Here is a 26,867-nt window from a genome sequence, read left to right as displayed (position 1 = left end):
ATACATATGTCAATAGCGCTAGTAATGTATGAGCATAAATCTATTAAAAGCAAAAAGAAGCTAATACCTATGCTTCTAAGATCTAAGATTTATGACAAAACGTATAGCAGATAAAATAGTTTAACCCAATGGCATGCGGAAAAGGGAAGAATAGCCTTAGTTACATATATGAACATAAAATCAATACAAAACCGGCTTGCCCTAGGCAGCCGGTTTTTGAGGTAGTGGATAGAATAACGGGGAAGAAAGAGCGAAAAGTCAGTGGAAGTCCCGGAAGAGTCCTACAACCTTGCCCAAAATGCTGACGTGTGTCAGGCGAAGTGGTTCAAAGGCTGGATTTTCCGGTTGAAGCCGGATATGGTCTTTTTCTTTGTAGAAGGTTTTAACTGTTGCCTCATCTTCATCTGTCATGGCTACAACAATGTCACCGTTATCGGCAGTCTGTTGCTGACGTACAATTACATAGTCACCGTTAGCAATACCAGCTTCAATCATACTTTCGCCTACAACAGATAACATGAATATTTTATCCTCACCAACGAAATGTTGGGGAAGAGGAAAGTAATCTTCAATATTTTCTGTCGCCGTAATAGGAAGACCGGCAGTTACTTTGCCAACAACAGGAACACGACTAATGGAATAATTAATCAAGTTGCTGTTATCCGCCTCGTCTTGACCAAGTAACTCAATGGCCCGTGGTTTCGTTGGATCGCGGCGGATAAGTCCTTTTTTCTCTAAACGATCCAAATGACCGTGAACCGTAGAGCTGGAGGCTAGTCCGACCGCCTCGCCTATTTCGCGTACAGAAGGGGGATAGCCCTTTAGACGCACTTCATTGCGGATAAATTCAAGAATGGCCTGCTGGCGGCTCGAAATCTTAGACATACCGTATCAACCCCATTTAGTAACGTTTGGGAAAATTATAGCATAGAACCTCCGTTCGTACAAACGTAAGTTCTAAATAATCCCTAAAAAATATTCACGAACTTTTGTTCTCTTTTCTATTGAACAAAACAAATGTTCGTGTTATATTGTGAAAAAACATAAGAACAAACGTTTGGAGGACCGGCCAATGACGAGATATAGCACATACCAAAGTATTTTTTCGATGAATTTAGATAAGATGCAGGAGACTCAAAAGAAAGGGAGCAAAGGATTTGCAATGATGACTGCACAGATGATTACCAATACTCTCTTACTCAAGCTTCTTATTCTAGTGATTGTTGTTTGGATTGCAGGTGCGGGCGTACTGACAGTTTTCGCAGCACCTTCAGTTTCAAAGATAGAGGTAACTAAGCTGACGGTACAACCTGGAGATACCTTATGGCAAATTGCAGTCAAACATAAACCGGAACGAATGGATACACGGGTATACATAGAAGGAATTGTGCGGATTAATGGACTGGAAGATCGGGGAGTGCAGGCAGGTCAGGTGCTTAAGCTTCCGCACTTCTGATCTATACACCTTTAGAGCTTGTCAAAGGCGTGATGTGGGAACCTTGACAAGCTCTTTTCTACATGTCAAAGTGTATTATATCTTTGCATTTATGGAGGGGACACAATTTGGATATAGACAGCTTGGTACAGCGAATTAACGAATTAGCGCGCAAAGCAAAATCCGAGGGATTAACGGAAGAAGAAACTACAGAGCGTGCCAATCTTCGGGAAATTTATTTAGGTAACATTCGCCGTAATTTCCGGCAACAGCTTGAAACGATTGAATTCGTGGACGATGATACCTCGAAAGGAAATGGCGGGCCGAAGCATTAATGTCGCTCAAGCGACTTAACCTGCATAATTTGCCTTTTGTTTTAGATATCTTTCTCGATATCTATATAGATTAGCTTTTAGGCAATCGTTTTATAGTATTGTGCAATATAATTGGGAAGGGAATTGAGAGATGGCCCGATCATTTGAAAGAAAAGTACGCAAAAACACAGCGCATTTAAACAAAACGCGCAAAAAACAAGGCATGCAAACCATTAACGGTACAGGTTCTGCAATGGACATTTTCCGTGGCCGTAATATTACTGCGCCTATCATGCTGGCTGGCCTTGCCGTATTATACATGCTCATGAGTTACTTTTTGACCAAAACCAGTATGAGAGGTATGGACTGGCTTATATTCGGCTTGTACTTGATGCTGGCTGTTATCTTTTTCATCCGTCGTCCTTATTTGAAGGTCGGGAAGAATTCGCTGTATATGCTAAAAGGCGGCAGAGAACGTCCCATGACGGCAGAGGATATGAAAGCCATTAAGATTGAAAAGGGCTACGTAACGATTGAAAGAAAAGGTAAGGGCGGAAACTTTATTTTAACAAAAACATTGGGTCGCTATGACACGGATGCCATTGCAGAGCGACTTGAGAAGTTTGCGCTATCCAATCAGGTGCAGGTTGAGAAGAAATAACAGATATCACCTGTAGCTCTGTATGTAAGGCCGCATGATGTTATTTCATATAACACATTGCGGCTACTTGCTTAATATGGGGACATCATATCGGAATGCTTGTGCGACGTAACTACGCAGAACAGGTGTACATATAACGTGGAAAGAGAGTGGATAATTCAGATGGCAATTCAGGCGGTAATGTTTGATCTTGATGATACGCTTTTGTGGGATGAACGTAGTGTAGAAGAGGCATTTGACGCAGCATGCCAAGCGGGCTCCCAGGAAGCAGGCGTTGATCCGAAGGCTTTGGAGGAAGCAGTCCGCAAGGAAGCACGTGCTTTGTATGAATCTTATGAGACCTTTAGTTTTACTCAGATGATCGGCATTAATCCGTTTGAAGGGTTATGGGCGAATTTTACGGCAGGTGAACAGCCTGAGTTCCGTCAGTTGGAACAGCTGGCTCCTGTTTATCGCAAGGAGTCATGGCGCAGAGGTCTTCAGCAACTGGGGATAGATAATGAGGGGCTTGCACAAAAGCTGGCCACCCAATTTGCTGCGGAAAGACGGGCACGTCCCCATGTATATGAAGAAACATTTGAAATTCTGGAGCATTTAAAAGGAGATTACAAGCTATTATTGTTGACAAACGGCTCCCCTGATTTACAACAGGAAAAATTGAATGGAGTACCTCAATTAGCTCCTTTTTTTGATCATGTTGTCATTTCAGGTTCGTTTGGAAAAGGAAAGCCTGATCCGTCTATATTTCAGCATGCTTTAGGGCTTCTTGGTATCAAGCCTGAACATGCTTTAATGGTAGGAGACAAGCTGACAACTGATATTCAAGGAGCTTTGGCAGCTGGGGTGCACTCCGTATGGTTGAACCGAAATTCCAAAACGAATACCACAGAGATCAAGCCAAAGTTCGAAATCAAGCATTTGACTGAATTGGACGGTATTATTCAATCGTTAAAGTAAGAAATTCATAGCTTTTTCCATAGAAGCAAGTATTAAAAAAACTCCCTCTGCTCAGTATACTCTGAGCAGAGGGAGTTGCTTTATCTCAGGTAGGATAATTTCGCGTTATGCTTTAATAAATGATGGATCTTCAAAAGGTTCGGCAATCCACCCATTTTCTTCGATGAACAAGCGGATGGCGACGATCTTCTGATTTTCCATTAAGGTGAAGAAATGAGGGATATTTTCAGGTACGGAAATAACGTCCCCTGGTGAAAGCTCTACATTGAAATAGCCAATCTCTTCAGGACCTTTAATGATAAAAATACCTTTACCAGCCACGATCGCACGGATTTCATCCTCGGTATGGGTGTGAATTTGCTCAAATTTGGCTAGAAGCTCGTCCAGATTCGGTGTTGCTTCGGATAAGGTGATAACGTCCCATATTTTATATCCGCGGCGGGCAGCCAAATCCTTGATTTCAGGATCAAAGGTTTTGAGAACAGCGGCTTTTTGCTCATCTGTCAGTAAAAAATTTTCTTGCAGTTCCCCGGTCAGCTTGGAAACATCCCAATGTTCATATAATACTTCGTGGCTTTCCAAAAATTCACGAACCTGATCTTCACCGCTAATTCGTTCATTGGTATTGCGAATTAAGATTTCAGCCATGAGTTTATCCCTCTTTTCCACTTGGTTTAATGTTGTATTCAGGATATCATGTCTTGAATCGTTGCACAATACAGGATTACAACATTTATGCTAAACATGACCTAGCTAAAAAAATACGCAATTAAGTATTCTTTTTAATACTTCAAATTATAAAATAGATTTACAAGAGCAGCTATTGCAAAGAGCAGGCTGTATAAAACGTATGTCTTTACTCCAATCTATCTAAATGATACGGTTTCTGCTAAACTAGGATTTAACGTTTTGCGGGGGGGAAGAGATTTTGGACAAAATTAGCTTGCAGGAAGCGTTACAACAACGAATACTTCTTCTTGACGGAGCTATGGGCACGATGATTCAGCAGGAGGACCTTTCCCCCGATGATTTTGGTGGGGAAGAGCTGGAGGGCTGCAACGAGATGCTGGTCTTAACAAGACCGGACGTTATTCAGGGCATCCATGAAGCATACTTGGAGGCTGGGGCAGACCTGATTGAAACGAACACATTTGGAGCTACATCTGTCGTTTTGGCGGATTATGATATACCAGAACGTGCCCGTGAGATTAATCTGGTTGCGGCCAAGCTGGCACGTAACGCGGTGGATAAGTTCAACTCTGCGGACAAGCCCCGTTTTGTTGTAGGAGCAATGGGACCGACGACGAAGACCTTGTCTGTAACGGGTGGTGTTACGTTTGCGGAACTGATTGAGAGCTATCAGGAGCAGGCCTTGGCGCTTATTGAAGGCGGCGTGGATGCACTGCTGCTGGAGACGTCACAGGATACGCTTAATGTCAAAGCGGGAAGCATCGGAATCCGCCAGGCTTTTGAGCAAACGGGTATTGAACTTCCACTAATGATTTCAGGCACGATTGAGCCTATGGGCACGACGTTGGCCGGGCAAAATATCGAATCCTTTTGTATATCGCTAGAACACTTGCATCCGGTGTCGATCGGTCTGAATTGTGCAACAGGTCCAGAGTTTATGCGGGATCATATTCGTTCTCTTTCCGAAATGTCCTCTGCAGCTATTAGCTGTTATCCAAATGCCGGCTTGCCCGACGAAAATGGTCAATACCATGAATCACCTGATTCATTAGCACGTAAAATGGCTGCATTCGCTGAAAAGGGTTGGCTCAATATTGCAGGGGGATGCTGCGGTACCACGCCTGAGCATATTCGGGTTATGAGTGAACGGATGGCGCAATTTGAGCCGCGTCCGCTGGTGGGTCATCATCCCCCTGCTGTGTCCGGCATTGAGCCTGTATATATTGAACAGGATAATCGTCCATATATGGTTGGTGAGCGAACGAATGTTCTGGGCTCCCGCAAATTCAAGCGTTTGATCGTGGAAGGCAAATATGAAGAGGCATCTGAAATTGCTCGTGCTCAGGTAAAAAGTGGGGCACATGTCATTGATATTTGTGTACAGGACCCGGACCGCGATGAGATGACGGATATGGAAGCATTTTTGAAGTTGGTTGTAAACAAGGTAAAAGTACCTTTGGTAATTGATACTACGGATATCGGCGTCATTGATAAAGCGCTGCAATATTCGCAAGGTAAGGCAATTATTAACTCCATTAATTTGGAGGACGGCGAAGAGAAATTTGAGAAAATGGCCCCGCTTATTCATAAATACGGCGCGGCTGTTGTAGTAGGAACGATTGATGAACGTGGGCAGGCTATTTCGCGTGAGGACAAGCTGGAGGTAGCCAAACGCTCTTATGACCTGCTGGTGAACCGTTACGGTCTGGCAGCCGAGGATATCATTTTTGATACGCTCGTATTTCCAGTGGGCACAGGTGATGAGCAATACATTGGTTCAGCAAAGGAGACGATTGAGGGCATTCGCATCATTAAAGAAGCCCTTCCCGGGGTTCATACCATCCTGGGCATCAGTAACGTATCCTTTGGTTTGCCGGAAGCGGGCCGTGAAGTGCTTAATTCTGTCTATTTGTATGAATGCACCAAGGCAGGTCTGGACTATGCGATTGTAAACACGGAGAAGCTTGAACGTTATGCATCGATTCCTGAGCATGAGCGGAAGCTTGCCGAAGATCTGATTTATAGAACGAATGACGATACTTTATCTGCTTTTGTGGCAGCTTTCCGTAACAAGAAAGTAGAGAAAAAAGAAAAGGTATCCAATCTTTCGCTCGAAGAACGCTTGGCTTCTTATGTAGTGGAGGGAAGCAAGGAGGGACTGATTCCGGATCTGGAGCAGGCACTCGCCAAATATTCCTCGCTGGAAATCATTAACGGCCCGCTCATGAAAGGGATGGAAGAGGTAGGACGCCTGTTCAACAACAATGAGTTGATTGTTGCGGAGGTGTTGCAAAGCGCCGAAGTGATGAAAGCATCGGTAGCCTATTTGGAACCGTTCATGGAGAAAAATGAATCCTCGGTAAAAGGAAAGATTTTGTTGGCTACGGTTAAAGGTGATGTCCATGATATTGGTAAAAATTTGGTGGAGATTATTCTATCCAACAATGGTTACCAAATCGTGAATCTGGGCATAAAAGTACCACCAGAACGCATTATTGAAGCATACCGCGAAGAAAAGGCGGATTTGATTGGCTTATCAGGCTTGCTTGTTAAATCGGCCCAACAAATGGTACTGACCGCCCAGGATTTGAAAAATGCGAATATTGATATTCCAATCATGGTTGGCGGAGCTGCTTTGACACGTAAGTTTACTAAAAACCGTATCCGTCCTGAGTACGATGGTCTGGTAGCCTATGCGAAGGATGCTATGGATGGTTTGGATATTGCCAATAAGCTGATGGACCCTGAGTCCCGCAAAAAAATGGCGGAGGATATGGAGGCTGAACGAGAGGCTGAAGCGGCAACAGTCGTGGAAACCAAGCAGCTCCCTAAGCTTACTCGGGCGGTGCGCTCTAACATTGCACAGGATTTGCCGGTCTATATTCCGCCAGATACGGATCGCCATGTACTGCGTAACTACCCGTTAAATTACATTTTGCCTTATGTAAATATGCAGATGCTGATGGGGCATCACCTTGGCTTGAGAGGCAACGTTGAGAAGCTGCTGGCGGAGGGCGATCCCAAAGCGACTCAGCTCAAGGATACGGTGGATAGCATCATGTTTGAAGCAGTTACAGACGGGATTATTCAGGCCCATGCCATGTATCGCTTCTTCCCGGCGCAATCGCAAGGAGATCAAATCCTGATCTACGATCCGTCGGATGTGAGTAAGGTATTGCATACCTTTACGTTTCCACGTCAGCAGGTGGAGCCATATCTGTGCTTGGCTGACTTCCTGAAATCTGTAGAGTCGGGAGTTATGGATTATGTAGGCTTTATGGTTGTGACTGCCGGCCACGGAATACAGCAGCTCTCTACCGAGTGGAAGGAACAAGGGGATTATTTACGCTCTCATGCGGTTCAAGCGGTAGCGCTCGAAGTGGCAGAAGGTCTGGCGGAGCGGCTTCATCATATTATCAGGGACAGCTGGGGCTTCCCGGACCCTGCCGATATGACGATGAAGCAGCGGCATGGAGCCAGATATCAGGGCATACGGGTATCCTTTGGTTATCCGGCATGTCCGGATCTGGAGGATCAGGGGCCGTTGTTCCAATTGTTAAAACCTGAGGACATTGGCGTTGAGCTGACAGAAGGGTTTATGATGGAACCGGAGGCTTCTGTATCAGCCATGGTGTTCAGCCACCCTCAGGCGCAATATTTTAACGTCGAAAAGGTTTAACACCTCTATCAGATAGGATAGCAAAGACCCTCCGAGCTTCGGAGGTTTTTTGCTGGTCAGTAGGAAGAAGGTTAAGTTATGGAATTTTATTTTCTTGGTACGAATGCAGGGGTGCCGACGATTCAGCGGAATGTAACGTCCATCGCTCTTCGTTTACTGGAAGAACGAAGAAGCATGTGGTTGTTCGATTGCGGTGAAGGCACTCAGCAGGAGGTGCTGCGTTCGCCACTCAAACTTAGCAGGCTTGAAAAGATATTTATCACCCATTTGCATGGAGATCATCTTTTTGGTCTACCGGGTCTTCTGTCGAGTAGGGCGTATCAGGGAGGTACGGCACCGCTGACAGTATATGGACCACCAGGGCTCAAGCAATACATTGAACTATCTTTAGGAATAAGCCAATCCCGGATCAATTACCAGCTGCATATTGTGGAGCACACGGGCGGGGTGTTGTTTGATGATGGGCAATTCAGGGTGGAATCAGCTTTGCTGGATCATCGGATCGATAGCTATGGTTATCGAATTGTAGAAATGGATAAGCCCGGCAAGCTCAAGCAGGAGTTGCTGGAACAGTTCGGAATCAAGCCCGGCCCAATCTATGGTAAATTAAAGCGTGGTGAAAGCGTAGAGCTGGAGGGGGGAGTCATTCTTCGTCCTCAAGATGTTTTGGGTACACCGAAAAAAGGACGCATTATCACAGTTCTTGGTGATACGCGACCTTGTCCCAATACAGTAGTGCTGGCTCAAGATGCAACAGTTGTCGTTCATGAAGCGACATTTCTGCATGAGCTGGCGGATACAGCGTACGAATATCATCACAGTACAGCGCTTCAAGCAGCGGAAGCCGCAAAAGCCGCAGGTGCGGGACAGTTAATTATGACGCATTTTAGTTCCCGATATAAAGATCAGGAACAGCTTGTGCCATTGCTGGAAGAAGCGAAGAGCATATTTCCCAATTCATTGCTTGCAGAGCAGCATGTGCTGTTACCAGTACCTGATATAGTTAATTAACGCCTGGATTGTAGATATGCTTGTAGGGTGCCGGGGCTTGCTCCGGTGCCTTTGTTTTTCACCCGAAATTATTTTCCGGGAAAGCGCAGGATGCGACAAGAGGCGAGAATAGCCACTTGTTGTGATGGAGTGAATTTGTGCTACTACATATGGAGACGTGTTATATTTGATTTTCTATATATCGAATTTGAAGGATTCTATTTCTTTGAGAGGGTGAGGAAATACAGGGAAATTTCTTTGAAGATGTGATCACTTCGATGGATTTCGACGATAATGTAAGCTTATTTTATGTGAAAGAGACGGCTTTTATCGAGGAATGACACTATTTTGGACGGTTAACCAGCAATTTATAGACTTCATTAGCATTTTTGACTTAAGATAGATAAGATGAAATGGAGGTGCCAACTTATTTTATGACCTAAATGATTAAGGTGGTTAAATAAGTGGGGGGAACATTCTTCATAGGATGAAATATCACTTTTCAACGTTATGATGATTGATTTGAAGTGGGGGAGGGGATTGCGATAAAATCGTTACTGATTGATCTGGATGGCACACTATATCATGGAGATCGGATGATCAAAGGTGCGGACCTATTTATATCCCAATTACGCACAGACCAGATACCCTATGCGTATGTCACAAACAATGCTTCACGCACACCCGAATTGGTAGCAGAGCATTTGGTTGGTATGGGAATTGAAGCAGTCAGTCATGAAGTATATACTTCGGCATTGGCAGCTGCACAATATGTTGCACAGCAAAGTCCGGGAGCACGTGTATATTGTATTGGCGAAACCGGCTTGCGCCAGGCGTTCACAGAGGCCGGGTTGCTGCTTGTTCAGGAGCAGCCTGATTATGTCGTACAGGGGATAGATCGTCAATTTACATATAAAACACTGGCCGCTGCCATGCGCTGGATTCGGGAGGGAGCGACTTTTATTTTGACTAACCCGGATCTACAATTGCCCTCACATGATGGGTTAACGCCAGGAGCAGGAACGATTGGCGCTGCGATTGAAGCGGCTTCACAGGTCAAGCCAGTGGTTATCGGCAAGCCTTCGAGCGTGTTGATGAACTATGCGCTGAAACGCTTGAATATTAGAGCGGATGAAGCTCTGGTTGTAGGCGATAATATGCTTACTGATATTGCAGCAGGAGCAGCCGCAGGTTGTAAAACAGCTCTGATTCTGTCAGGTGTTACGACCCGCGCGAATATGGAAGAACATATGCGTGCTATTGGGGTAAAGCCTGACCTGATATTTGAAAATCTGGATGAACTGCAGGACTGGATCAAGGAAGAGTTGAAATGATAACCAACATACATTTGATAAATGGTGAGAATTAAAAGCTATGTAGCTACGAAAGGAAAGATGTTGATATGCCGGAACTTCCTGAAATGGAAAACTACAGAATGTTATTGTCAAAACAAATTTTGGACATTCCGATTACTGGAGTGACGGTTAACCGTGTAAAATCCATTAATACTGACGTGGACACGTTTGAAAAGCATTTGCTGGGAACGACTGTTGTATATTTAGAGCGCCGAGGCAAGCATTTGATTTTTCATTTAAACACGGGTGGGCGGCTTGTGCTGCACCTGATGCTGGGAGGATTGCTGTACCTGGGAACGGAGGAGCAGCGTCCGAACCGTACGGTTCAGATCGAATTGGATTTTAGCGGTGTGAAGCTTTATTTTATGGGGCTGCGCTTAGGTTACTTGCACTTGCTGACAGCTAAAGAAACAGATGAGGCATTGTCAGAACTCGGACCCGACCCGTTGGACCATCGCATGACGTTGGAAAAGTTCACAGCACGTCTAAAGGGACGACGGGGAATTTTGAAGACAACGCTAGTGAATCAACAGATATTTTCGGGTATTGGCAATTGTTATTCGGATGAAATTGCTTATATCGCTGGATTTACACCGGGCTCCAAAGTACAAAACATCGTACAGTCACCGGAAAAAGTGGAAAAGCTGTATCATGCCACTCAATCCGTGCTTCGTGAAGCTACTGCGCAAGGTGGTTATATGGAAATGCCTCTGATGGAGGGAGATACATTAACGGGTGGCTTCGATCAGCAGTGCCGAGTATATGACCGTGAAGGTGAACAATCTCCAAGTGGCGGAAAAATTGTTAGGGTTGAGCTGGCTGGGAAAAAAGCATTTTATTGCCCGGTACAGCAGCATGATGCCTAAATTACTCATTGGCGCCCACGTGAGTACGCGTGGTGGCTTTTCCAAAGCTGCTATACGTGCACAAGAGCAGGGGGGACGTTCTTTTCAGTATTTCCCGAAAAATCCTCGCAGTCTCAGATTAAAAGAATGGAGTGCTACGGATGCTGCTGCTTGTAAAGCTTATTGTTCAAGGCACCAGCTTGAATCCATCGCCCATTCACCGTATCCTGTGAATCCGGCTCTTGGGCGTGAGCGTGGTCAGGAACTTTATGAGCTGATGGTTGCCTCATTGCGGAACGATCTGGATATTGCTGAAGCCTGTGGCTCGAAAGGAATTGTTGTTCATTTCGGGCATATGCATTCGGCTGATCCACTGGAGGGCTACCGAAATATCATTGGCTGTCTGGACGATGTGCTGAAGGACTGGCAGGGAAATGCCAAAATACTGATTGAAAATCAGGCGGGGGATCACGGACCCATGGGGACTACGCTGGAGGAAATGGTGCAAATTCGCCAGTTGTGCCAATATCCTGACAGTATCGGCTTTTGTCTGGACACCTGTCATGCGTATGCAGCAGGATTGTGGAACGGCGGAACGGACGAGGCATTGATTGAGAAAGGCGAGCGACTCGGCTATTGGTCAGCCCTGGGTGGAGTTCATTTAAACGATTCCAAATATCCGTATGGATCTAAAAAAGACAGGCATGCGCGTGTTGGGCAAGGCTGCATCGGTTTTGAGGGCATGCGTTGGATGACAGAGCAGGAGCCTGTAAAAGGCATTCCTGTCGTCCTGGAAAGTGAAGCGGGAGCTGATGGGACTCATCGGGAGGATATTCAATGGATTCAAAGCTGGGGATAAATCAGGCTGACGAAATCATGGTTATCTTTGAAGCTTATGCAGCTTACTTTAGGGGAAAAGGAGGAGATGTTGATGTATTTGTTTATGGACGATTACCGGCCTTGTCCTCCGGGCTTTAAGCTGGCAAGGGACGCGGAGGAGTGTCTGTTACTGCTTCAGGAATATCCGATTTCAGTGCTATCGCTGGACTATGATCTGGGTCCGGGTCAGCTCACTGGAAAAGATGTGGCTGCGGCCATTGCGGGTAAACAGTTATATCCGTCCGAAATTTACCTGCATTCCTCCAGTCTGGAGGGTCGGCGTGTCATGTATGAACTGCTTTATGCCAACAAGCCAGAAGGAGTCACCGTACATAACGGCCCGGTACCCGAGGAACGTATGCGCCAGATCAGAAAAGAGTCGAAACGATGAGGGAAATAGGGCAAAAAGAGGCACGTCGTGCCATATGGGAGGGATGCAAGCTCGCTTTGTTTGTGTACACTCCCATGTGCGGAACCTGCGCGGCTGCCCGCCGGATGCTGGAGGTAGCTGAGCATTTGCTTCCCGAAGGAGCAGTTGTGCAAAGCAACATAAACTATATTCCTGAACTAGTGCAGGAATACCGGATTTCCAGTGTACCTGCGCTTCTTGTATATAACGGCGAAAATGAAATTCCAGAAATCATCTACAAAATGGAATCTGTGGAACATTTGCTGAACAGGATAAGGAGCGTGATGGAGTGATTTCCATAAAGAACATCACATTGCAGCGGGAAGAAAATAAAATTTTGGACGATGTAAGTCTTGAAATACGGGAAGGCGAACATTGGGCAATTTTGGGGCGCAACGGTTCTGGTAAAACAACATTATTGGAAATGATGACAGGATACATGTTTCCAAGTCGTGGCACGGTCGAGGTGCTCGGCCAAACATATGGTCAATGTGATGTGCGGGAAGTTCGCAAGCAGATCGGTTATATTAGCCAGACATTGTTGGAAAAGCTAGCGTTAAAAGATCCGGTATGGGAAGTGGTCGCTACTGGTGCTTATGCTTTTTTGCGTTTTTATCAAGAGATTCCGACAGAGACAAAGGAAAAAGCCGTATCTATGTTGGAGGGGATGAATTTGGGTCCTCTGATGCATCAGCCACTAGGAACATTATCTCAAGGAGAGCGTAAAAAGGTTATGCTGGCTCGTTCACTGATGGCGGAGCCTCGTTTGCTGATAATGGACGAGCCTTGTGCCGGGCTGGATCTATTTGAACGGGAAAAAATGCTGGTTGAGATTGATCGGCTCCGTAAACAGGATTTGTCAGTGGTCTACGTAACTCATCACATTGAGGAGATTGTTCCCCTCTTTACGCATGTTGCGTTGATCCGTGACGGCAAGGTAGCAGCAGCGGGACCCAAAAAAGAAGTTTTGACGAAAGAATTGATAATGCACACGTATGAAGTTCCAGTTGAACTGGATTGGGATGGAGAACGTCCCTGGATTCGAGTGTGCACTGGAGGTTAATGTTACTTTGGAGGAATTAAACATGCGTACAGATGAACAGGGTGGGGCCACTCTATCATCGTCAAGATTTGTTTGCACGGCCAATCATGGCTTTGCACCCTATGCTCAAGAGGAGCTAAGAAGATTATTTGGCTCGGTGAAAAGCACAGTAATTGTACCTGGTGAAATTTTTTTGGTTACATTGCCTGCGGAAGCCAGTGAGGCTGTAGGGGCAATTACAGGTCAGCCGCCGATGTTTTTGCGGCACTTGTTCCCTGTGCATTTTCAGGAGGAAGGGACGGACTTGGCTCAGGTGCTGGAGCGTCTGGTTGCATTTATCCGTAACCGCCGGGAACTGATAGATCAACGTGTTTCTTTGCAAGTGCGCAAAGGAGCTAATAGTAGTTGGACTGAAAGCGCAGGCGCGCTCAAGCAGGCTTTAAGTGAACAATTAAGCGATTTACCTATGGAACAAACAGTACAAGAGGCTGACGTCATTGTGTCCGTATTTGCGGATACGGATACTTGGTATGCAGGCGTATCACACCCTCAGGACAATCTTTCAGATTGGAGCGGAGGTGCGGTTCGTTTTCAGAAGGAGGAGGGACAAATCTCTCGTGCCAAATTCAAGCTTTTGGAAGCAGAAGCGACATTCGGCATTGATTTTAGTGCTTTCCATCAGGGGCTGGATATTGGGGCAGCACCGGGTGGCTGGACTTCCTTTTTACTGGAGCGAGGACTTAAGGTAACGGCGGTTGATCCGGCTAAGATGGAACCCTCGCTGATGAAGTATGCCAATCTGACTTTTTTACGCAAAAATGCGAGTGAAGTCAAATTTAAAGAGAATACGTTCGACCTGCTGGTTTGTGATATGAGCTGGAGTCCGAAACAGATGGCAAGGCTCGTAACTGACTTGCTGTATAGTTTGCGGAGTGGTGGTACTGCTATCGTAACAGTCAAGCTCATGCATAAAAAGCCTTTGGCGCTCATTCATGATGTGATGGCTTCATTCGAGCAGTCCGGCATGCAGATTCAGCGAGCTAAGCAGCTGTTCCATAACCGAGATGAGATTACCCTGTACATGATCAAGTATGGAAAATAATACTTTACAATGAGCACAGGTCTGTATATAATAAAACCAAATTGTTCCTCAAAAATAATAATCACGTTTAAATAAAGGGAAAGCATCCCGCGAAAATCATTTTCATGGTAACATGAAGATTTTGTTTTGCGGCGGCTTTCCCTTTTTTGCGTTGTTTGCTTATAGAAGGGAGGTAGAAGGATGATGCAGAAACCATCACGATTGGAATACGGGTCTATTGTAGGTGAGCGTTACCGAATTGTTCGCACGTTGGGTACAGGGGGAATGAGCCGTGTATTCATGGCAGAGGATTTGAAGCTGCCTGGCAAGCAATGGGCGGTGAAGGAGTCGATTACCGAGCCGCAAATGATGAGGCTTATACGGACAGAAGCAGAAATGCTGATTTCATTAAGCCATCCACGCCTACCGAGAATTGTTGATTTCTTCGAGCATCCGCCATCGGGTGCAGTATTTCTGGTTATGGATTACATTGAAGGAATGACGCTGGAAGCGTATATGAAAGGTTACCAAGGCCATATTCCACAGGAGCAAATTGTTCCATTCGCTTTGCAGGTGCTGGATGTGCTGGATTACTTGCACACTCGTCAGACGCCTGTCATTTACCGTGATTTGAAACCGACCAATATTATGCTGACCCCGGAAATGGAATTTAAGCTGATTGATTTTGGGATCGCGCGTAGCTATAAGGCTGAACTGAATCAGGATACGGTAAAGCTGGGAACTGTGGGCTTTGCAGCCCCGGAGCAATATGGAGCAGGTCAAACGGATGCTCGCTCAGACTTATACAGTTTAGGAGCGTTACTGCTGTATCTCTGTACAGGTGGAAAATATAGCGAGTGGACTGCGGGAGTAGAAGGATATATTCGCGGGGAACTCTCCCGCCATTTGATTCCAGTGATTCGAAAGCTGCTACGTCAGCATCCTGAGGAACGATTTCAATCTGCCGCAGAGGTCATTGGAGAACTGCGACGTAGTGCAGATTTTCAGCCTTCTCAACATAGAGTACCCGTTGGTGATACTTCAATTACTTCATTGGAATACGCAGGTACAAGGGTAGTGGCTGTGCTCGGTGTGTCTTCCGGTTCAGGTGCTACACATACGGCCATTGCGGTGAGCCACTATCTATCCCGAAGATCCCGTTCCGTAGCTTTGGTTGAGCTGCATAGTACAGCCAAAGCGTTTGCCCGACTTCAAGCGGTGGTGGAGGGCGTACCTGCTGGACGAACGAATTCAAATCGGCGTTTTGAGGTTGACGGAGTACATTATTGGCGGAAGACATCTCGCGCAGATGTCATTTCTTTGCTGGGCGGCTCCTATAGATTTCTCGTTCTGGATTTGGGGAGTGGGCAGGATAATGAGCGACTGGAAGAATTTTTGAGAGCCGATTACCCGCTTGTTGTTGGTTCAGGAGCTGAATGGAGAGTTCAGGAGATAATCGGGCTGGCCCGATCGCTTCAGCGCCATCCGCAGCATAAATGGAATTACTGTTTGCCGTTGGCATCCTCGGAGGCGGTTCGCAGGCTACGTAAGGAACTGGATCATGATAAAGTATTTGCGTTACCGTTCCATTCCGACCCATTCGAGCGAGATGGTGAGATGGATCAGGTGCTGGACGAGCTGTTTCGCGGAGCTATTCCGGATACCCGGAAAAAACGCTTCAGATTTCTTAGACGGCAGCGCTAAATTAAAGATATATATCAAAAAAGGCAGGGGAGAAGCTGTGTGTCCAAGCTAAGAAAAAGCAGTAAGCAAAAGCTATACGCCGGTTGTATTGGCGCGGGTATCGTTGGCATTATTTTTGCGGGCTACCTTATGGTTAACACCCATCAATTGAATGAGGTCAGGAAACAGGCCGAAGTAGATGCAGAACTAAAATGGAAAGTGTACGAACAAGAGCAACGCACCGCGAAAAAAGGCTGGGCTGTTATTCGTGACATATCTCCAGGTGAACAGATTATATCTAATGATTTAAAGGCAGTTACGGTCCCTGGATCTCAGGCTCCAGCAAATTTGGTGGCAGATAAAAATAAAGCTTCTGGGACCACAGCCAAAATTGAACTGAAAAAAGGGTCTGTACTTACGTTAGCTATGATGACTGTTGATGAGCCTACACCTAAAGATTTACGAAATCGTGAGTTAAAGGTAGTGGTATTGCCCAACAGCCTGAAGCAGGGGGACGAAGTGGATATCCGTATTCAATTTCCAACGGGTCAGGATTACATTCTATTATCCAAAAAGAAAATTTCCAGGCTGGAAGGTCCCGTCGTCTGGGTAACTATGAATGAGCAGGAAATACTATCGTTTTCAAGCGCAATTGTTGATGCCTATCTGCATAAAGCATCCATCTATGCGCTGACATATGTCGATCCCCAATTTCAGCCGAAGGCGATCCCGACTTATCCGCCTAATGCTCAAGTGTTAGCATTAATGAATAGTGATCCGAATTTGATACAGGTAGCAGAACAAAAGCTGTCCAAGCAGCTGCGGGATTCTCTTGAACATGCAATTCATTCATCAAACAATGTAATTTCAACACCCGTAGAAAGAAGTCTGAGTGAGGAAATTGCAGCTCAGCATACGGATACGACTATAGAGGATGCATCTGGTGGGAGTGAGGGTATAGGGAATGGATATGAGGGCAGGCAGGATCACGAAGAACAGACAGAAATTTTGACGCAGGGCGGAAGCTCTGATCCGTATGTCAAATAAATAAAAGAAAAGGAACGGAAGTATGAAAACTTGGATATTTGCCGGACTTTGTGACAAAAGCGACACCTTGTTATACATCAGCAGCATATTAGCAGCCTCCGGCCAACAGGTACTTCTTGTGGATGCTACACTGCGGGGACAGTATCGGTATAGCATAGGGCTGCTTGACAAACCACTACCCATTACACAGTTTAGTGGTTTGGATGTGGCGACTGGCTATACAGCATGGGAAGATTTGAGCATCGGTATGATGGCTGATCAAAAGACAGAGCATGCTTATGACATTGTTATTTTGGATGTAGAGTCAGCGGATTTTTGCCCAATATCTGTTTGGAAAAGGGCGGAACGGCGGATTTGGGTCAGTGATTATAGCCGAATGCAGATGCATAACGGACGGATGTGGCTCGAGCATTTGTTCGGTCAACCTGAATTCCCCAAAGATCTTGCATTTGACAAATTATTTTTACAAGCCGTGGATTGTGGTGTAGAGGAGCCGTATTTGTGGGAATACATGAACGGCTTTCCTGCCTCTTGGCAGCAAGAACCATATGTATTGCCATGGGATGAGGGAAATCTTGCCCTAAAATTGGAAAATGAGCATAAGCAGCAGCTTCAACTAAAACCACTATCCAGAATGTATAAGAAAGAATTGTGCCGTTGCATTGGAGACTGGATGGGCTGGGAATTGAAAGAGAGCCAACGTGCGCTAAAGCGTGCGGAAAGGAGGAGAGCATGAGCACCGTTTTGTTTTGGAGTCCTATTAAAGGAGCGAGTGGAAGTAGCTCATTGGCGGCAGCTATAGCAGTTACTATAGGCAATCTATATAGAGGAAGATTACTATTGACCCATCTAGGGCGGAGACATACGGGAATTGAAACAGGATTCCCTATACAGGATCATCGTATGGATGATCCAAGTTTGCGGCTTCAGGAAGGGGGTTGGGATGCTGTCGAACGGTTAGTTTTGCGAGGAACATTGTCTAGAGAAAATATTTGCAACTATACGACACCTGTTCTGGAACAGACTCTGGATGTGCTTGAGGGAACCTCCAGCTTTGGAGTTGCTCCACCACTGTTATCTCAGGGACTTGTACGGACAGTCTTGGACACGGCGGATCAATATTATGATTTGACGCTGGTTGATGCAGGAAGTGGAGCAGGGTGGGGATCTGTACAGCATGAAGCATGTACGCGAGCCAAGCTGGCTGTTCTTTCGCTGACTCAGAATATGCGAGAGCTGGATGCTTTTTTTGAATCTGTGTCTCCGTTATCCACTTACCCGACATTGCCGTTAATGCTGGTGCTTGGGAGATATGATGTGTATTCTCAAGCAAATGTAGCGAATATCCGCAGGAGATATGGGTACAAGGGGGCACTACATGCGGTCCCTTATAGTACCGAATTTATGGACGCGTGGAACCGCAGGGATGTAGTAGGACATGTGCAGCGTGGTGTACGAAGCGGGAAGGAGCCGCATCGCAAGCTTTTTACGCCTATCGAATGGGAGCAGAGCATACGGCAAATCAGTAAAGCTATTCTGGAGGCGGCAGAATCCGATCTTCGGCTCAAGGCTTTAGAAAGGGGCGCTTGATGCTGTACGCTCAATTGATCAATGGAATAATACTTACTTGTATTGTACTACTGGGTATCGTACTGATTATCGTTAAATATCGAGGAAATATTCACTCCCGTCATTCAATCTCACGAGACGGTAAAGAGAATGAAGAGGCTACATTGGAGACTCTGATGGAGTATATCAAAAATGCGCTTCATGAACTAAGCCATAGTCAAATGGCGGATGCCGGGTTGCATGAGGAGGAATATAGAAGACGTATCCATCAAAGAGCGGAGCTGCGCAGGGCACTAAAAGACTGTGCCAATGGCAGTAGTGGTGATAAACGTTTTGTTAAAAATCTGATGGTTGAGCTGCTGATTAATGGCTATGGCATAAACGAGAAAATCGTAGATTCCGTCATGCCATTTTCCAGGCCTGAATTGTTAAATATACAGGATCAATTCGAAATTGTATTTTACCAATACCAGCAAAAGTATGGTGCTGATGCCCTATCGCGTTTACTGGATACTTATGACTTGGCCGAAATGAGATATTCACAGTCACATGAAGAGGATGGGAGCTATCTCGTCACGGAAGAGGATATCCGTTATGTCTATGAATGTGAGCACCGCCCCCTTTCGTTTCTGGAGAAGGTGGATATTATTGTGCAGCGGATTTATCAGCATTACAAAGGCTTTTCCGTCATTGATGATATACGCGATCAGCGGATTGACGGTGTAAGTGGGGGCGTTAGTGGTATGCCGCAAGGAGGGAATCCTCCATCGGCGGACTGGCCTTCGGATCGGTATACATTAGAGCAAGTGTCTGAACCTACTGCAAATGGTTATGAGAGCGTGTGGATTTTTTATAAAGGAAAAACGATTCATCTTCCATTTCTTTCCTTTGGTTCAGAACGTGAGCTTAAAAGAGTGTGCCAAAATATTTACAAATACAATTACCCGGGACAGCTTTCCGAAGCCAATGGTTATAAGGTAAACGAAATGAAGGACGGGTCACGAGTAGTGGTAGTCAGACCTCCTTTTTCCGAATCGTGGGCTTTCTTTGTCCGGAAATTTGATATTCAAAGTGCTTCGCTGGAGCAGTTAATTAAAGGTGAAAATGCTGATTTTCCGATCCAGCTCCTTTCTTATTTAATGAAAGGCAGCCGGATTACTGCAATTACAGGTGCACAGGGTTCTGGTAAGACGACGCTATTGATGGCGATGGTTAAGCATATCTATGCTTCGTATACGCTTCGTGTACAGGAAATGGCCTTTGAGTTGCATTTGCGTAGCATCTACAGTCGACGTAACATTCTTACCTTTCGGGAAACGGATCATATTTCAGGGCAACAAGGGCTTGATTTGCAGAAAAAGACGGATGGAACCGTCAATATTCTTGGCGAAGTAGCGAGTGATGAAGTCGCCGCTTGGATGATCCAGATGTCGCAGGTTGCAAGTCTGTTCACCATTTTTACTCATCATGCCAAAACATTTCGTGATCTTGTATTCTCACTCCGTAATTCATTGCTCAAAACTGGAGTATTTCAGCATGAAGGCATCGCTGAGGAACAGGTAGTTCATGTCATTAATTTTGATGTGCATCTCAAGCGTGATGCGGAAGGGCGACGCTATATTGAACGGATTACAGAATGTGTGCCGCATAACCCGGATCATATAGATGCTGGCACGAATACTTTGGCGAATTATAGCTATCGGCATGTTATGGAATACCGGAATGGGTGTTATATACCGGTGGAACCGATAACCGCCAAAAGCGCAAAGGAGATGTGTGAGCAGATGAATGCCAAGGATGCCAGTGGTTTCCGCAGTTTTTTGGCCCGTTATTGGGAGGGAGACTATGAGTCTTAAAGTGATGTTATTGTGGATTTTAATCATTTCTGGCGGGGGCTTTGTAATTCTATATATAGCTTTGTGGTGGCTGCACAAACGCAATACTCATGCAATCCGCAGTGGACGAGTTTATTCTGTGCGGGAAGGACGGAAGGGAAAAGCGTTACTGCAACGGGAGATACAAGCCTTATTGCACAAGCTATACACGCTGGGCATGGGAGTGCCAATCATATCCGAATACCTCAGAGGTATACGTAAGAGGCTATCCAGTTTGCATGCCTACGATGAATACAAGCTACGCCTACAGACAATCAAGATGACGCTGCTCATCTGGGGGACTTTTATTTGCAGCGGCATTGTGCTGCTGATGATGAAACCCGGATTAGAGTTTGCTGTATTGGCGCTTCTATGTGGAGTGGTAATCAATAGCCTCATTTTAGATGTGACAATTAGCCGGATGGAAAAAAGGCTGCTTGCACAGATGATCGAATTGTTCGCCAATGTACGCCACCATTATCATCAGCATGGCATGGTAGAGGAGGCCATTTCTGAAGCGACCGATTTGACGGGAGCTGAGGCTGGAAGACACGCACGACTCATTCATGAAGCGCTGACAGATGTTGATCCGCATGAAGCACTGGAAAGATACTATGAGTCTGCTCCTAACCGATTTTTAAAAGCCTTTGCTGGTATCTCATATATGGTGATGGAGTTTGGTGACCGGATTGAGGAGGGTGGCTCCATCTATTTGAAGGGACTTGGCAGTCTTGCGCGCGAAATCCAACTGGAGCTGCTACGGAGAAATAAACTGGATTATTTGCTCAAAAGTTTGAACGTGATCGCACTGGCCCCCGTTTTTTTTACGATGCCGATCGAAAAATGGGCGAGATCCAGCTTTCCATCCATGGATAATTTTTACCAAGGAAAATTGGGATATATTACAAAATTGACCGTCTATATTGTAATTATCGTATCTTACTTTCTGTTACAAAAGCTGCAACAGACCAACGAAACAGGTTATCGTGCGGGTAGGGGCCGTTATATCTGGGAGCAAAAGCTATATCGTTTTCCTATCATTCATCATGTGGTAGATACTTTAATTCCGCGGCAGCAGGTATCCTCTTATTTCCAGATAATCCGCCTGCTAAAGGAGAGTGGTGCGGAGATAAAACTGGAATGGCTGTACGTACGGAGGATTATTCTTTTTATTACAGGATTGGTGCTCAGCATCAGCACGGTATTTGTTTTACATGAAGCCGAGAAAACACATATTCTTTACGCTCCTGCCCAATCAGGTCAAATGTTCGGACGTTTAAAGCCCACAGAGGAAAAAGAAGCTTTAAAGCAGAGTGAGGTTGACCGCAAAGTCATGCATGCACTGAATATGAGGGCGGGAAGCACATATGCGCAGACGTATGCAGCCCTCGAGCGTGATACTGTTGGCATAGCTAGTGCGGATCAGCTATCTAAAAATACTCGTCGTATCCTCCAAAAGCTGGAAGCGTGGAACGAGGAATACATCAAATGGTGGGAAGTGCTGATCAGTTTGGTTGCTGGATATGTAGCCTACCAAATGCCGATGCTTCTGTTATATGTGCAGCGAAAAATGCGGCGTTTGGATATGAGGCATGAGGTGTATCAGTTTCAAACGGTCATTTCTATTTTGCGGGCCATGGAACGAATGTCTGTCGAGGAAATATTGGAGTGGTTGAATCGCTTTTCGGTTATTTTCAAGAGACCACTGCAAAAATGCTTGCTCCATTATGAACACGGACCCGAGGCAGCTCTCGAATTGTTGAAAGAAGAAGCGCCTTTGCCGGAATTTCAACGTCTAGTGGACAAGCTCCATTTGTCTTTGGGCAAAATTACGATTCGTGAAGCCTTTGACGATTTGGATTCCCATATGTCCTACTATTTTGAACAAAGAAAGCAGGAGTATGAAAAAATGATAGACAGCAAGGCCATCTGGGGTAGGATGATTGGTTTTGCTCCAATATACGGTCTTATCTTTTTATATTTGGTGATTCCATTGATCGGCATGAGCTTTGTTCAAATGGATAGCTATTATGAGCAAATACAAAAAATTCAGTAAGTAAGTTCTATTATGGCTAATACGATTTAACAAGCTAAGGAGAGAAGAATAATGAATAACGCATCAACTGCTTTAAAGGTAGCCGCCGGTATATTTTTGACCATCGCCCTCATTACCATTGTAGTCATTCTGTTTATTTCAGCACAGGAGGCCACCAAAACGGCACAAAATAATTTTGCTGATATTCAGACCGAATTGTCTCAAGCCTCATTTACAGTATATGACGGTACAACGATTAGCGGGTCTCAGGTAACCAATGCGCTACGCAAGTTTCAGGGGAAAGACCAATTCGGTATTCAGATTAAAACCGGCAAAAATATGGCAGGCCAGTGGTACGGTAATGCTTTGAACATTAGCATGGACAGTGAACAGTATGGTGCAGTGAACGGTGGAAGTGAAAAGACAGGGAAAATAGCGAATACGCTGAATGAGAAAGAAAACGAATACGTGAATCCAAGCGGTAAATTCAAGGCTGAAATTGTCAAAGACAAATCGAATGTTGTACGTGGGTTGCTGTTTACCCAGTCCTGAGCACAAAAGTAAAGATCATAACGATTAGGAGATGGGCATATGTCTGATCACGCTTCAAGCATGCTGCGGCTCGGTGTGTCAACTATTTTGTTTATAACCGCATGTATAACAGCAGCAGACTTGTCCAGTCAGATGAGTACCACATTGGAATTAAGATCGCAACAGGAGGAGCATTCCGAGGGACGGATATCCCGGAATGCGGAGGTGGACATACCGGAACGGATTAAAGGGACTCAGGTCATTCAGGCAATTCGCATGAACTTACAGGATGGAATATCGGTTCAAGTCGACGGAACGGAGTACGATGAATATTCCGAACCATTTGAGCCTGGTGTATCGGCCTTGAATGCTTTCTCTTTGTATTCCATGTACCCACAACGTAATCAACGCGGAGAGATAATATCTGTACGTTTTGAGAAATTGGAGGAGGACTGAAGTGGTTCAATCAATATCCAAGCTGTTGGGGGCCCTGCTCGCTGTATTGCTTTTGTACATCGTACCCGCAGTTCAAGCCGCTGAACGGCAGGATGATATATCGGGGTTAAATGTGTATCACTCAACCGTACGTTTTGTTGATATGGTAAGGACCAAGGGCTACATTACACCGACGATGTATAACGATTTTATGCGTGAACTGGAGCTTACAGGCAATCAGTACGAGGTTGACTTGGAGCATACGCACAAAAAATATGTACCGGAATATGCAGATGCCTCGAAGCCGGACAGTTTTCTGGGCAATTATGAAACGGTATATGATGGGTACTACAATGCGCAAATCTTGCCTGTCCTTTTTCCTGACAACCAGCAGTCAAAGTCTGATCAGACACGTCGATATACTTTGATGGCCGGAGATTATTTTACAGTGCGGGTACATAACACGAATCGGACTCCTGCGGATTTGTACAAATCATGGCTTCTTGGCGGGGCCGATAGCGGAAAGCCAGCAGTTACAGCATCATACGGAGGCATGGTTTTGAATGAAGATTACTGATTTTGCAGTTATATTTATTCTGCTGTTTTTGCCCTTTGGTGTAATCGGTGACTTGCGGGTACAAAATCAGCGTGAAGTGCAGCGATTGGAAATGAAATACACATCGGCTCTCCATACCGCAGTTCAGGATGCAGGTGCCGTGCTTTCCCAGAACGAGCGTCAGGAACGGGAGGCCGGGTATGGATCGGACAAGTTTTTTCGTGTCGATAAAGAAGAAGCGCTAAGCACGTTCCTGCATACCCTTTTTCTTAATGTAGGTATTGATGGGGATACAGTAGCACAACGCGCATTACTGGACTACATACCTGTTATTGTGATTCTGGATTATGACGGTTATTATACGTTTGCCTCAGAAACTTACATAGATGGGGATGGACAAACTGCTATAGGTTCCAAATGGAGTGAAAAAAAGCCTTTTGCATATGCCGATTCAGTAGGTAATAGTGTGGGATTCACCTTGGATAATTATGTGCACGCATATGATGCCCAGAATCACAGATGGGTGGAGGGTTTTCAAAAGGAGCTTCAGGGTCAAACTGGTATTTCGTTGCTAAATAATCCCGAAACTTTTGAGCAAATACGACGTTCCACCATCGTTCATAGTGTTCAGGAGGACCTGGCTCGCCTGATTAATCTCCATAATCAAAAGGCAGCACGCAACGGCGTAGCCTATAGGTTTACACTGCCGACTATTCCGCAAGAAGAGTGGTATAACACGGTAGATGATGTGGGGCTAATGGCGTTTATCCAAGGCATTCCGGTTGGTGACAGGTTTTACAATAACTATGGGTTTGGTGGTGGAAGAGTCGTGAGAAGGCAAGCTATAATTGGTGGCCTAGAACCGGATACCGGAATGAAATATTTTTACAGAGATTCCTGTCCAGCACCCTTTCAAGCGAGAGAACGTTTTTCAGATGAAAAATCTGCGGCTGCTGCGGGGTACTTCGAGTTTAAATGTAATAACGGCTTACAATAATCACTCTGACGAGTGGTTTTTCTTTTTTTATAGGCAAGCCTGCATAAAAACATTAAAATTAGCTGTTTTCAATATTCCGATAAGGTTGCTGAATGTGCTACAATAAGGCTTTGAAAGAAAACAATGATATATGAAATAACAACAGTCGGCATCGCCGATGACAATAAGGAGCCAAAAACAGCGTATGAGTTTATTGACTGTAGAAAATGTATCCCACAATTTTGGGGACCGCGCGTTATTTAAAAATGTTTCCTTTCGATTACTTGCGGGGGAACGTGTAGGTTTGGTAGGAGCTAACGGAGTCGGTAAATCGACACTCATGAACATTTTGACTGGAAAATTGCTTAAGGACGAAGGTAAAGTGGAATGGACTCCACGTGTACGTTACGGCTATTTGGATCAGCACACCAAGATGACACCGGGCAAAACGGTACGCGATGTATTGAAGGATGCTTTCCTTCCTTTGTTGGAATTGGAAAAGGAATTAATGCAGATTACGGAAAAAATGGGAGATGCTTCTCCCGAAGAATTAGAAGTACTGCTGGAACAGATGGGTGAAATTCAGGAGCAGCTGGATATGGGGGATTTTTACCTCATTGATGTGAAGGTTGAAGAAATGGCGAACGGGCTGGGTCTCTCGGCCATCGGTTTGGATCGGGATGTATCTGCGCTTAGCGGTGGACAACGGACTAAGGTGCTTCTTGCGAAGCTGTTGTTGGAAAAGCCAAACGTCCTGCTGCTGGACGAGCCTACCAACTATTTGGACGTAGAGCATATTGAGTGGCTTACGCGTTATTTGAAGGATTATCCCTATGCATTTATTCTTATTTCACATGATACGGAGTTCATGAACCAGGTCGTTAATGTTATTTATCACCTTGAATTTGCAAAGATGACCCGCTATTCAGCTAACTATGAAAAATTCCTTGAAATGGCGGATCTGAACAAAGCGCAGCATATTGATGCTTATGAGAAGCAGCAGGAATATATTAAGAAGCAGGAAGACTTTATTCAGCGCAACAAGGCGCGTGCATCCACATCAGGCCGGGCGAAGAGCCGTGAAAAGCAGCTTGATCGGATCGAACGTATTGATAAGCCTGAAGAAGCTGCCAAGCCAACCTTTCAATTTAAAGAAGCGCGTGCGAGCGGGAAAACGGTATTTGAGGGAATTGATTTTGAAATTGGCTATACTCATGCCCTTTTGCCCAAAATGACCATGACGATTGAACGTGGCGAAAAAATTGCGATTGTAGGCTGCAACGGTGTCGGTAAATCGACATTGCTCAAAACCATTCTGGGGAAAATACCGCCAATCAGCGGAAAAACCTATCAAGGCGATTTCTTGCAGCCGGCTTATTTTGAGCAGGAAGTCAAGGCAGGCAAAATTACACCGATTGACGATGTGTGGAATGAGTTCCCGCATTTAAATCAGCATGAAGTAAGAGCACATTTGGCACGTTGCGGTTTAAAAAATGAGCATATCACACGTCCTCTATCCGCGCTTAGTGGTGGTGAGCAGGCAAAAGTACGTCTGTGCAAATTGTTAATGCGGGAAAGCAACTGGGTTCTGTTTGACGAGCCTACCAATCACTTGGATGTCAAAGCAAAGGACGAGCTTAAACGTGCCTTGAAGGAATATAAAGGGACTGTATTGCTTGTATCTCACGAACCGGATTTTTACGAGGATTGGGTAACAAAAACGTGGAATGTAGAAGAGTGGTCAACTAAAGTCGACTAAAGTCGACTAAAGTCAAAGAAATTCAGTTCTGTCATGCTTCAAAAAAGTGGGGTTTGCAGAATTAG

General features: G+C 45.3%; 27 protein-coding genes. 25 read left to right on the top strand and 2 right to left on the bottom strand.

Going from position 1 to position 26,867, the window contains the following annotated elements; translation table 11 throughout:
* Positions 1–258: 258 nt before the first annotated feature.
* Positions 259–885, bottom strand: a complete 627-nt coding sequence (gene lexA, locus GCU48_RS25010) for a transcriptional repressor LexA (RefSeq protein WP_025716075.1) — start codon at positions 883–885, stop codon at positions 259–261.
* Between the two features lie 187 nt (positions 886–1,072).
* On the opposite strand from lexA, the gene GCU48_RS25005 reads away from it, so the two are divergent.
* The 4 genes from GCU48_RS25005 (at position 1,073) to GCU48_RS24990 (ending at position 3,367) form a co-directional block, all read left to right on the top strand.
* Positions 1,073–1,456 carry a LysM peptidoglycan-binding domain-containing protein gene (locus GCU48_RS25005; RefSeq protein ID WP_152381831.1) on the top strand — a complete coding sequence of 128 codons (384 nt, stop codon included), beginning with the start codon at positions 1,073–1,075 and terminating at the stop codon, positions 1,454–1,456.
* 107 nt (positions 1,457–1,563) lie between these two features.
* On the top strand, positions 1,564–1,770 hold the full coding sequence (locus GCU48_RS25000; RefSeq protein ID WP_152381830.1) for a DUF896 domain-containing protein: 207 nt from the start codon (positions 1,564–1,566) through the stop codon (positions 1,768–1,770).
* Between the two features lie 130 nt (positions 1,771–1,900).
* The gene (locus GCU48_RS24995; RefSeq protein ID WP_152381829.1) at positions 1,901–2,410 is read left to right on the top strand and encodes a hypothetical protein; all 510 of its coding nucleotides are present in this window, start codon (positions 1,901–1,903) and stop codon (positions 2,408–2,410) included.
* 162 nt (positions 2,411–2,572) lie between these two features.
* Positions 2,573–3,367 carry an HAD family hydrolase gene (locus tag GCU48_RS24990; protein WP_208812046.1) on the top strand — a complete coding sequence of 265 codons (795 nt, stop codon included), beginning with the start codon at positions 2,573–2,575 and terminating at the stop codon, positions 3,365–3,367.
* A gap of 105 nt (positions 3,368–3,472) precedes the next feature.
* Here the strand turns inward: GCU48_RS24990 and GCU48_RS24985 are convergent, their stop codons facing one another.
* A complete protein-coding gene (locus GCU48_RS24985; RefSeq protein WP_152381827.1) occupies positions 3,473–4,015 on the bottom strand; it encodes a 1,2-dihydroxy-3-keto-5-methylthiopentene dioxygenase in 543 nt (180 codons plus the stop codon).
* A 280-nt stretch (positions 4,016–4,295) separates the two neighbouring features.
* Here GCU48_RS24985 and metH point away from each other — a divergent pair, with 280 nt between their 5' ends.
* From metH to GCU48_RS24880, 21 genes are all read left to right on the top strand, one after another.
* Positions 4,296–7,736 carry a methionine synthase gene (gene metH / locus GCU48_RS24980; RefSeq protein WP_152381826.1) on the top strand — a complete coding sequence of 1,147 codons (3,441 nt, stop codon included), beginning with the start codon at positions 4,296–4,298 and terminating at the stop codon, positions 7,734–7,736.
* Between the two features lie 78 nt (positions 7,737–7,814).
* Complete coding sequence (gene rnz / locus GCU48_RS24975; protein ID WP_152381825.1) at positions 7,815–8,747, top strand: ribonuclease Z; 933 nt, start codon at positions 7,815–7,817, stop codon at positions 8,745–8,747.
* 506 nt (positions 8,748–9,253) lie between these two features.
* Positions 9,254–10,060, top strand: coding sequence for a TIGR01457 family HAD-type hydrolase (locus GCU48_RS24970; protein WP_152381824.1), 807 nt, complete (start codon positions 9,254–9,256; stop codon positions 10,058–10,060).
* Between the two features lie 68 nt (positions 10,061–10,128).
* The gene (locus GCU48_RS24965) at positions 10,129–10,947 is read left to right on the top strand and encodes an Fpg/Nei family DNA glycosylase (RefSeq protein ID WP_152381823.1); all 819 of its coding nucleotides are present in this window, start codon (positions 10,129–10,131) and stop codon (positions 10,945–10,947) included.
* Positions 10,937–11,785, top strand: a complete 849-nt coding sequence (locus GCU48_RS24960; protein ID WP_208812045.1) for a deoxyribonuclease IV — start codon at positions 10,937–10,939, stop codon at positions 11,783–11,785. The genes GCU48_RS24965 and GCU48_RS24960 overlap by 11 nt, the downstream gene beginning before the upstream one ends.
* Positions 11,764–11,904 carry a hypothetical protein gene (locus GCU48_RS27200; RefSeq protein ID WP_155983758.1) on the top strand — a complete coding sequence of 47 codons (141 nt, stop codon included), beginning with the start codon at positions 11,764–11,766 and terminating at the stop codon, positions 11,902–11,904. Before GCU48_RS24960 ends, GCU48_RS27200 begins: the two co-directional genes overlap by 22 nt.
* Complete coding sequence (locus tag GCU48_RS24955; RefSeq protein WP_152381822.1) at positions 11,858–12,196, top strand: cyclic-phosphate processing receiver domain-containing protein; 339 nt, start codon at positions 11,858–11,860, stop codon at positions 12,194–12,196. The genes GCU48_RS27200 and GCU48_RS24955 overlap by 47 nt, the downstream gene beginning before the upstream one ends.
* The gene (locus GCU48_RS24950) at positions 12,193–12,507 is read left to right on the top strand and encodes a thioredoxin family protein (RefSeq protein ID WP_025716087.1); all 315 of its coding nucleotides are present in this window, start codon (positions 12,193–12,195) and stop codon (positions 12,505–12,507) included. Before GCU48_RS24955 ends, GCU48_RS24950 begins: the two co-directional genes overlap by 4 nt.
* Positions 12,504–13,277: an ABC transporter ATP-binding protein gene (locus tag GCU48_RS24945; protein WP_025716088.1), complete on the top strand. Its 774-nt coding sequence runs from the start codon at positions 12,504–12,506 to the stop codon at positions 13,275–13,277. The genes GCU48_RS24950 and GCU48_RS24945 overlap by 4 nt, the downstream gene beginning before the upstream one ends.
* A gap of 22 nt (positions 13,278–13,299) precedes the next feature.
* Entirely contained in the window at positions 13,300–14,358 is a 1,059-nt protein-coding gene (locus GCU48_RS24940) for a 23S rRNA (cytidine(2498)-2'-O)-methyltransferase RlmM (protein ID WP_152381821.1), read from the top strand.
* 180 nt (positions 14,359–14,538) lie between these two features.
* A complete protein-coding gene (locus tag GCU48_RS24935; protein ID WP_152381820.1) occupies positions 14,539–16,041 on the top strand; it encodes a serine/threonine-protein kinase in 1,503 nt (500 codons plus the stop codon).
* Positions 16,042–16,080: 39 nt separating this feature from the next.
* On the top strand, positions 16,081–17,067 hold the full coding sequence (locus GCU48_RS24930) for an SAF domain-containing protein (RefSeq protein WP_152381819.1): 987 nt from the start codon (positions 16,081–16,083) through the stop codon (positions 17,065–17,067).
* Between the two features lie 22 nt (positions 17,068–17,089).
* Positions 17,090–17,803: a hypothetical protein gene (locus tag GCU48_RS24925; protein WP_025716092.1), complete on the top strand. Its 714-nt coding sequence runs from the start codon at positions 17,090–17,092 to the stop codon at positions 17,801–17,803.
* Positions 17,800–18,657: a hypothetical protein gene (locus GCU48_RS24920; protein WP_152381818.1), complete on the top strand. Its 858-nt coding sequence runs from the start codon at positions 17,800–17,802 to the stop codon at positions 18,655–18,657. The genes GCU48_RS24925 and GCU48_RS24920 overlap by 4 nt, the downstream gene beginning before the upstream one ends.
* A complete protein-coding gene (locus GCU48_RS24915) occupies positions 18,657–20,492 on the top strand; it encodes an ATPase, T2SS/T4P/T4SS family (protein ID WP_152381817.1) in 1,836 nt (611 codons plus the stop codon). The genes GCU48_RS24920 and GCU48_RS24915 overlap by 1 nt, the downstream gene beginning before the upstream one ends.
* Positions 20,482–22,566: a hypothetical protein gene (locus tag GCU48_RS24910; RefSeq protein ID WP_152381816.1), complete on the top strand. Its 2,085-nt coding sequence runs from the start codon at positions 20,482–20,484 to the stop codon at positions 22,564–22,566. The genes GCU48_RS24915 and GCU48_RS24910 overlap by 11 nt, the downstream gene beginning before the upstream one ends.
* Positions 22,567–22,617: 51 nt before the next feature.
* Positions 22,618–23,097, top strand: coding sequence for a hypothetical protein (locus tag GCU48_RS24905; protein WP_025716096.1), 480 nt, complete (start codon positions 22,618–22,620; stop codon positions 23,095–23,097).
* Between the two features lie 39 nt (positions 23,098–23,136).
* Complete coding sequence (locus GCU48_RS24900; protein ID WP_152381815.1) at positions 23,137–23,532, top strand: hypothetical protein; 396 nt, start codon at positions 23,137–23,139, stop codon at positions 23,530–23,532.
* A gap of 1 nt (position 23,533) precedes the next feature.
* The gene (locus tag GCU48_RS24895; RefSeq protein WP_152381814.1) at positions 23,534–24,088 is read left to right on the top strand and encodes a hypothetical protein; all 555 of its coding nucleotides are present in this window, start codon (positions 23,534–23,536) and stop codon (positions 24,086–24,088) included.
* The gene (locus tag GCU48_RS24890; RefSeq protein WP_152381813.1) at positions 24,075–25,064 is read left to right on the top strand and encodes a hypothetical protein; all 990 of its coding nucleotides are present in this window, start codon (positions 24,075–24,077) and stop codon (positions 25,062–25,064) included. Before GCU48_RS24895 ends, GCU48_RS24890 begins: the two co-directional genes overlap by 14 nt.
* Positions 25,065–25,248: 184 nt before the next feature.
* The gene (locus GCU48_RS24880; protein WP_152381812.1) at positions 25,249–26,802 is read left to right on the top strand and encodes an ABC-F family ATP-binding cassette domain-containing protein; all 1,554 of its coding nucleotides are present in this window, start codon (positions 25,249–25,251) and stop codon (positions 26,800–26,802) included.
* The last annotated feature ends 65 nt before the right edge of the window (positions 26,803–26,867 follow it).

The organism is Paenibacillus brasilensis (assembly GCF_009363115.1).
GTDB lineage: Bacteria > Bacillota > Bacilli > Paenibacillales > Paenibacillaceae > Paenibacillus > Paenibacillus brasilensis.
The sequence above is the reverse complement of the archived record's forward strand: the minus strand, read 5'-3'. Positions and strand labels throughout refer to the sequence as shown.

Bases quoted from the DNA above. Each gene is read 5' to 3' on its own strand.
- lexA (WP_025716075.1), bottom strand. From the start codon at position 885: ATGTCTAAGATTTCGAGCCGCCAGCAGGCCATTCTTGAATTTATCCGC.
- GCU48_RS25005 (WP_152381831.1), top strand. From the start codon at position 1,073: ATGACGAGATATAGCACATACCAAAGTATTTTTTCGATGAATTTAGAT.
- GCU48_RS24995 (WP_152381829.1), top strand. From the start codon at position 1,901: ATGGCCCGATCATTTGAAAGAAAAGTACGCAAAAACACAGCGCATTTA.
- GCU48_RS24990 (WP_208812046.1), top strand. From the start codon at position 2,573: ATGGCAATTCAGGCGGTAATGTTTGATCTTGATGATACGCTTTTGTGG.
- GCU48_RS24985 (WP_152381827.1), bottom strand. From the start codon at position 4,015: ATGGCTGAAATCTTAATTCGCAATACCAATGAACGAATTAGCGGTGAA.
- rnz (WP_152381825.1), top strand. From the start codon at position 7,815: ATGGAATTTTATTTTCTTGGTACGAATGCAGGGGTGCCGACGATTCAG.
- GCU48_RS24965 (WP_152381823.1), top strand. From the start codon at position 10,129: ATGCCGGAACTTCCTGAAATGGAAAACTACAGAATGTTATTGTCAAAA.
- GCU48_RS24960 (WP_208812045.1), top strand. From the start codon at position 10,937: ATGATGCCTAAATTACTCATTGGCGCCCACGTGAGTACGCGTGGTGGC.
- GCU48_RS27200 (WP_155983758.1), top strand. From the start codon at position 11,764: ATGGATTCAAAGCTGGGGATAAATCAGGCTGACGAAATCATGGTTATC.
- GCU48_RS24955 (WP_152381822.1), top strand. From the start codon at position 11,858: ATGTATTTGTTTATGGACGATTACCGGCCTTGTCCTCCGGGCTTTAAG.
- GCU48_RS24950 (WP_025716087.1), top strand. From the start codon at position 12,193: ATGAGGGAAATAGGGCAAAAAGAGGCACGTCGTGCCATATGGGAGGGA.
- GCU48_RS24940 (WP_152381821.1), top strand. From the start codon at position 13,300: ATGCGTACAGATGAACAGGGTGGGGCCACTCTATCATCGTCAAGATTT.
- GCU48_RS24935 (WP_152381820.1), top strand. From the start codon at position 14,539: ATGATGCAGAAACCATCACGATTGGAATACGGGTCTATTGTAGGTGAG.
- GCU48_RS24925 (WP_025716092.1), top strand. From the start codon at position 17,090: ATGAAAACTTGGATATTTGCCGGACTTTGTGACAAAAGCGACACCTTG.
- GCU48_RS24920 (WP_152381818.1), top strand. From the start codon at position 17,800: ATGAGCACCGTTTTGTTTTGGAGTCCTATTAAAGGAGCGAGTGGAAGT.
- GCU48_RS24915 (WP_152381817.1), top strand. From the start codon at position 18,657: ATGCTGTACGCTCAATTGATCAATGGAATAATACTTACTTGTATTGTA.
- GCU48_RS24910 (WP_152381816.1), top strand. From the start codon at position 20,482: ATGAGTCTTAAAGTGATGTTATTGTGGATTTTAATCATTTCTGGCGGG.
- GCU48_RS24905 (WP_025716096.1), top strand. From the start codon at position 22,618: ATGAATAACGCATCAACTGCTTTAAAGGTAGCCGCCGGTATATTTTTG.
- GCU48_RS24900 (WP_152381815.1), top strand. From the start codon at position 23,137: ATGTCTGATCACGCTTCAAGCATGCTGCGGCTCGGTGTGTCAACTATT.
- GCU48_RS24890 (WP_152381813.1), top strand. From the start codon at position 24,075: ATGAAGATTACTGATTTTGCAGTTATATTTATTCTGCTGTTTTTGCCC.
- GCU48_RS24880 (WP_152381812.1), top strand. From the start codon at position 25,249: ATGAGTTTATTGACTGTAGAAAATGTATCCCACAATTTTGGGGACCGC.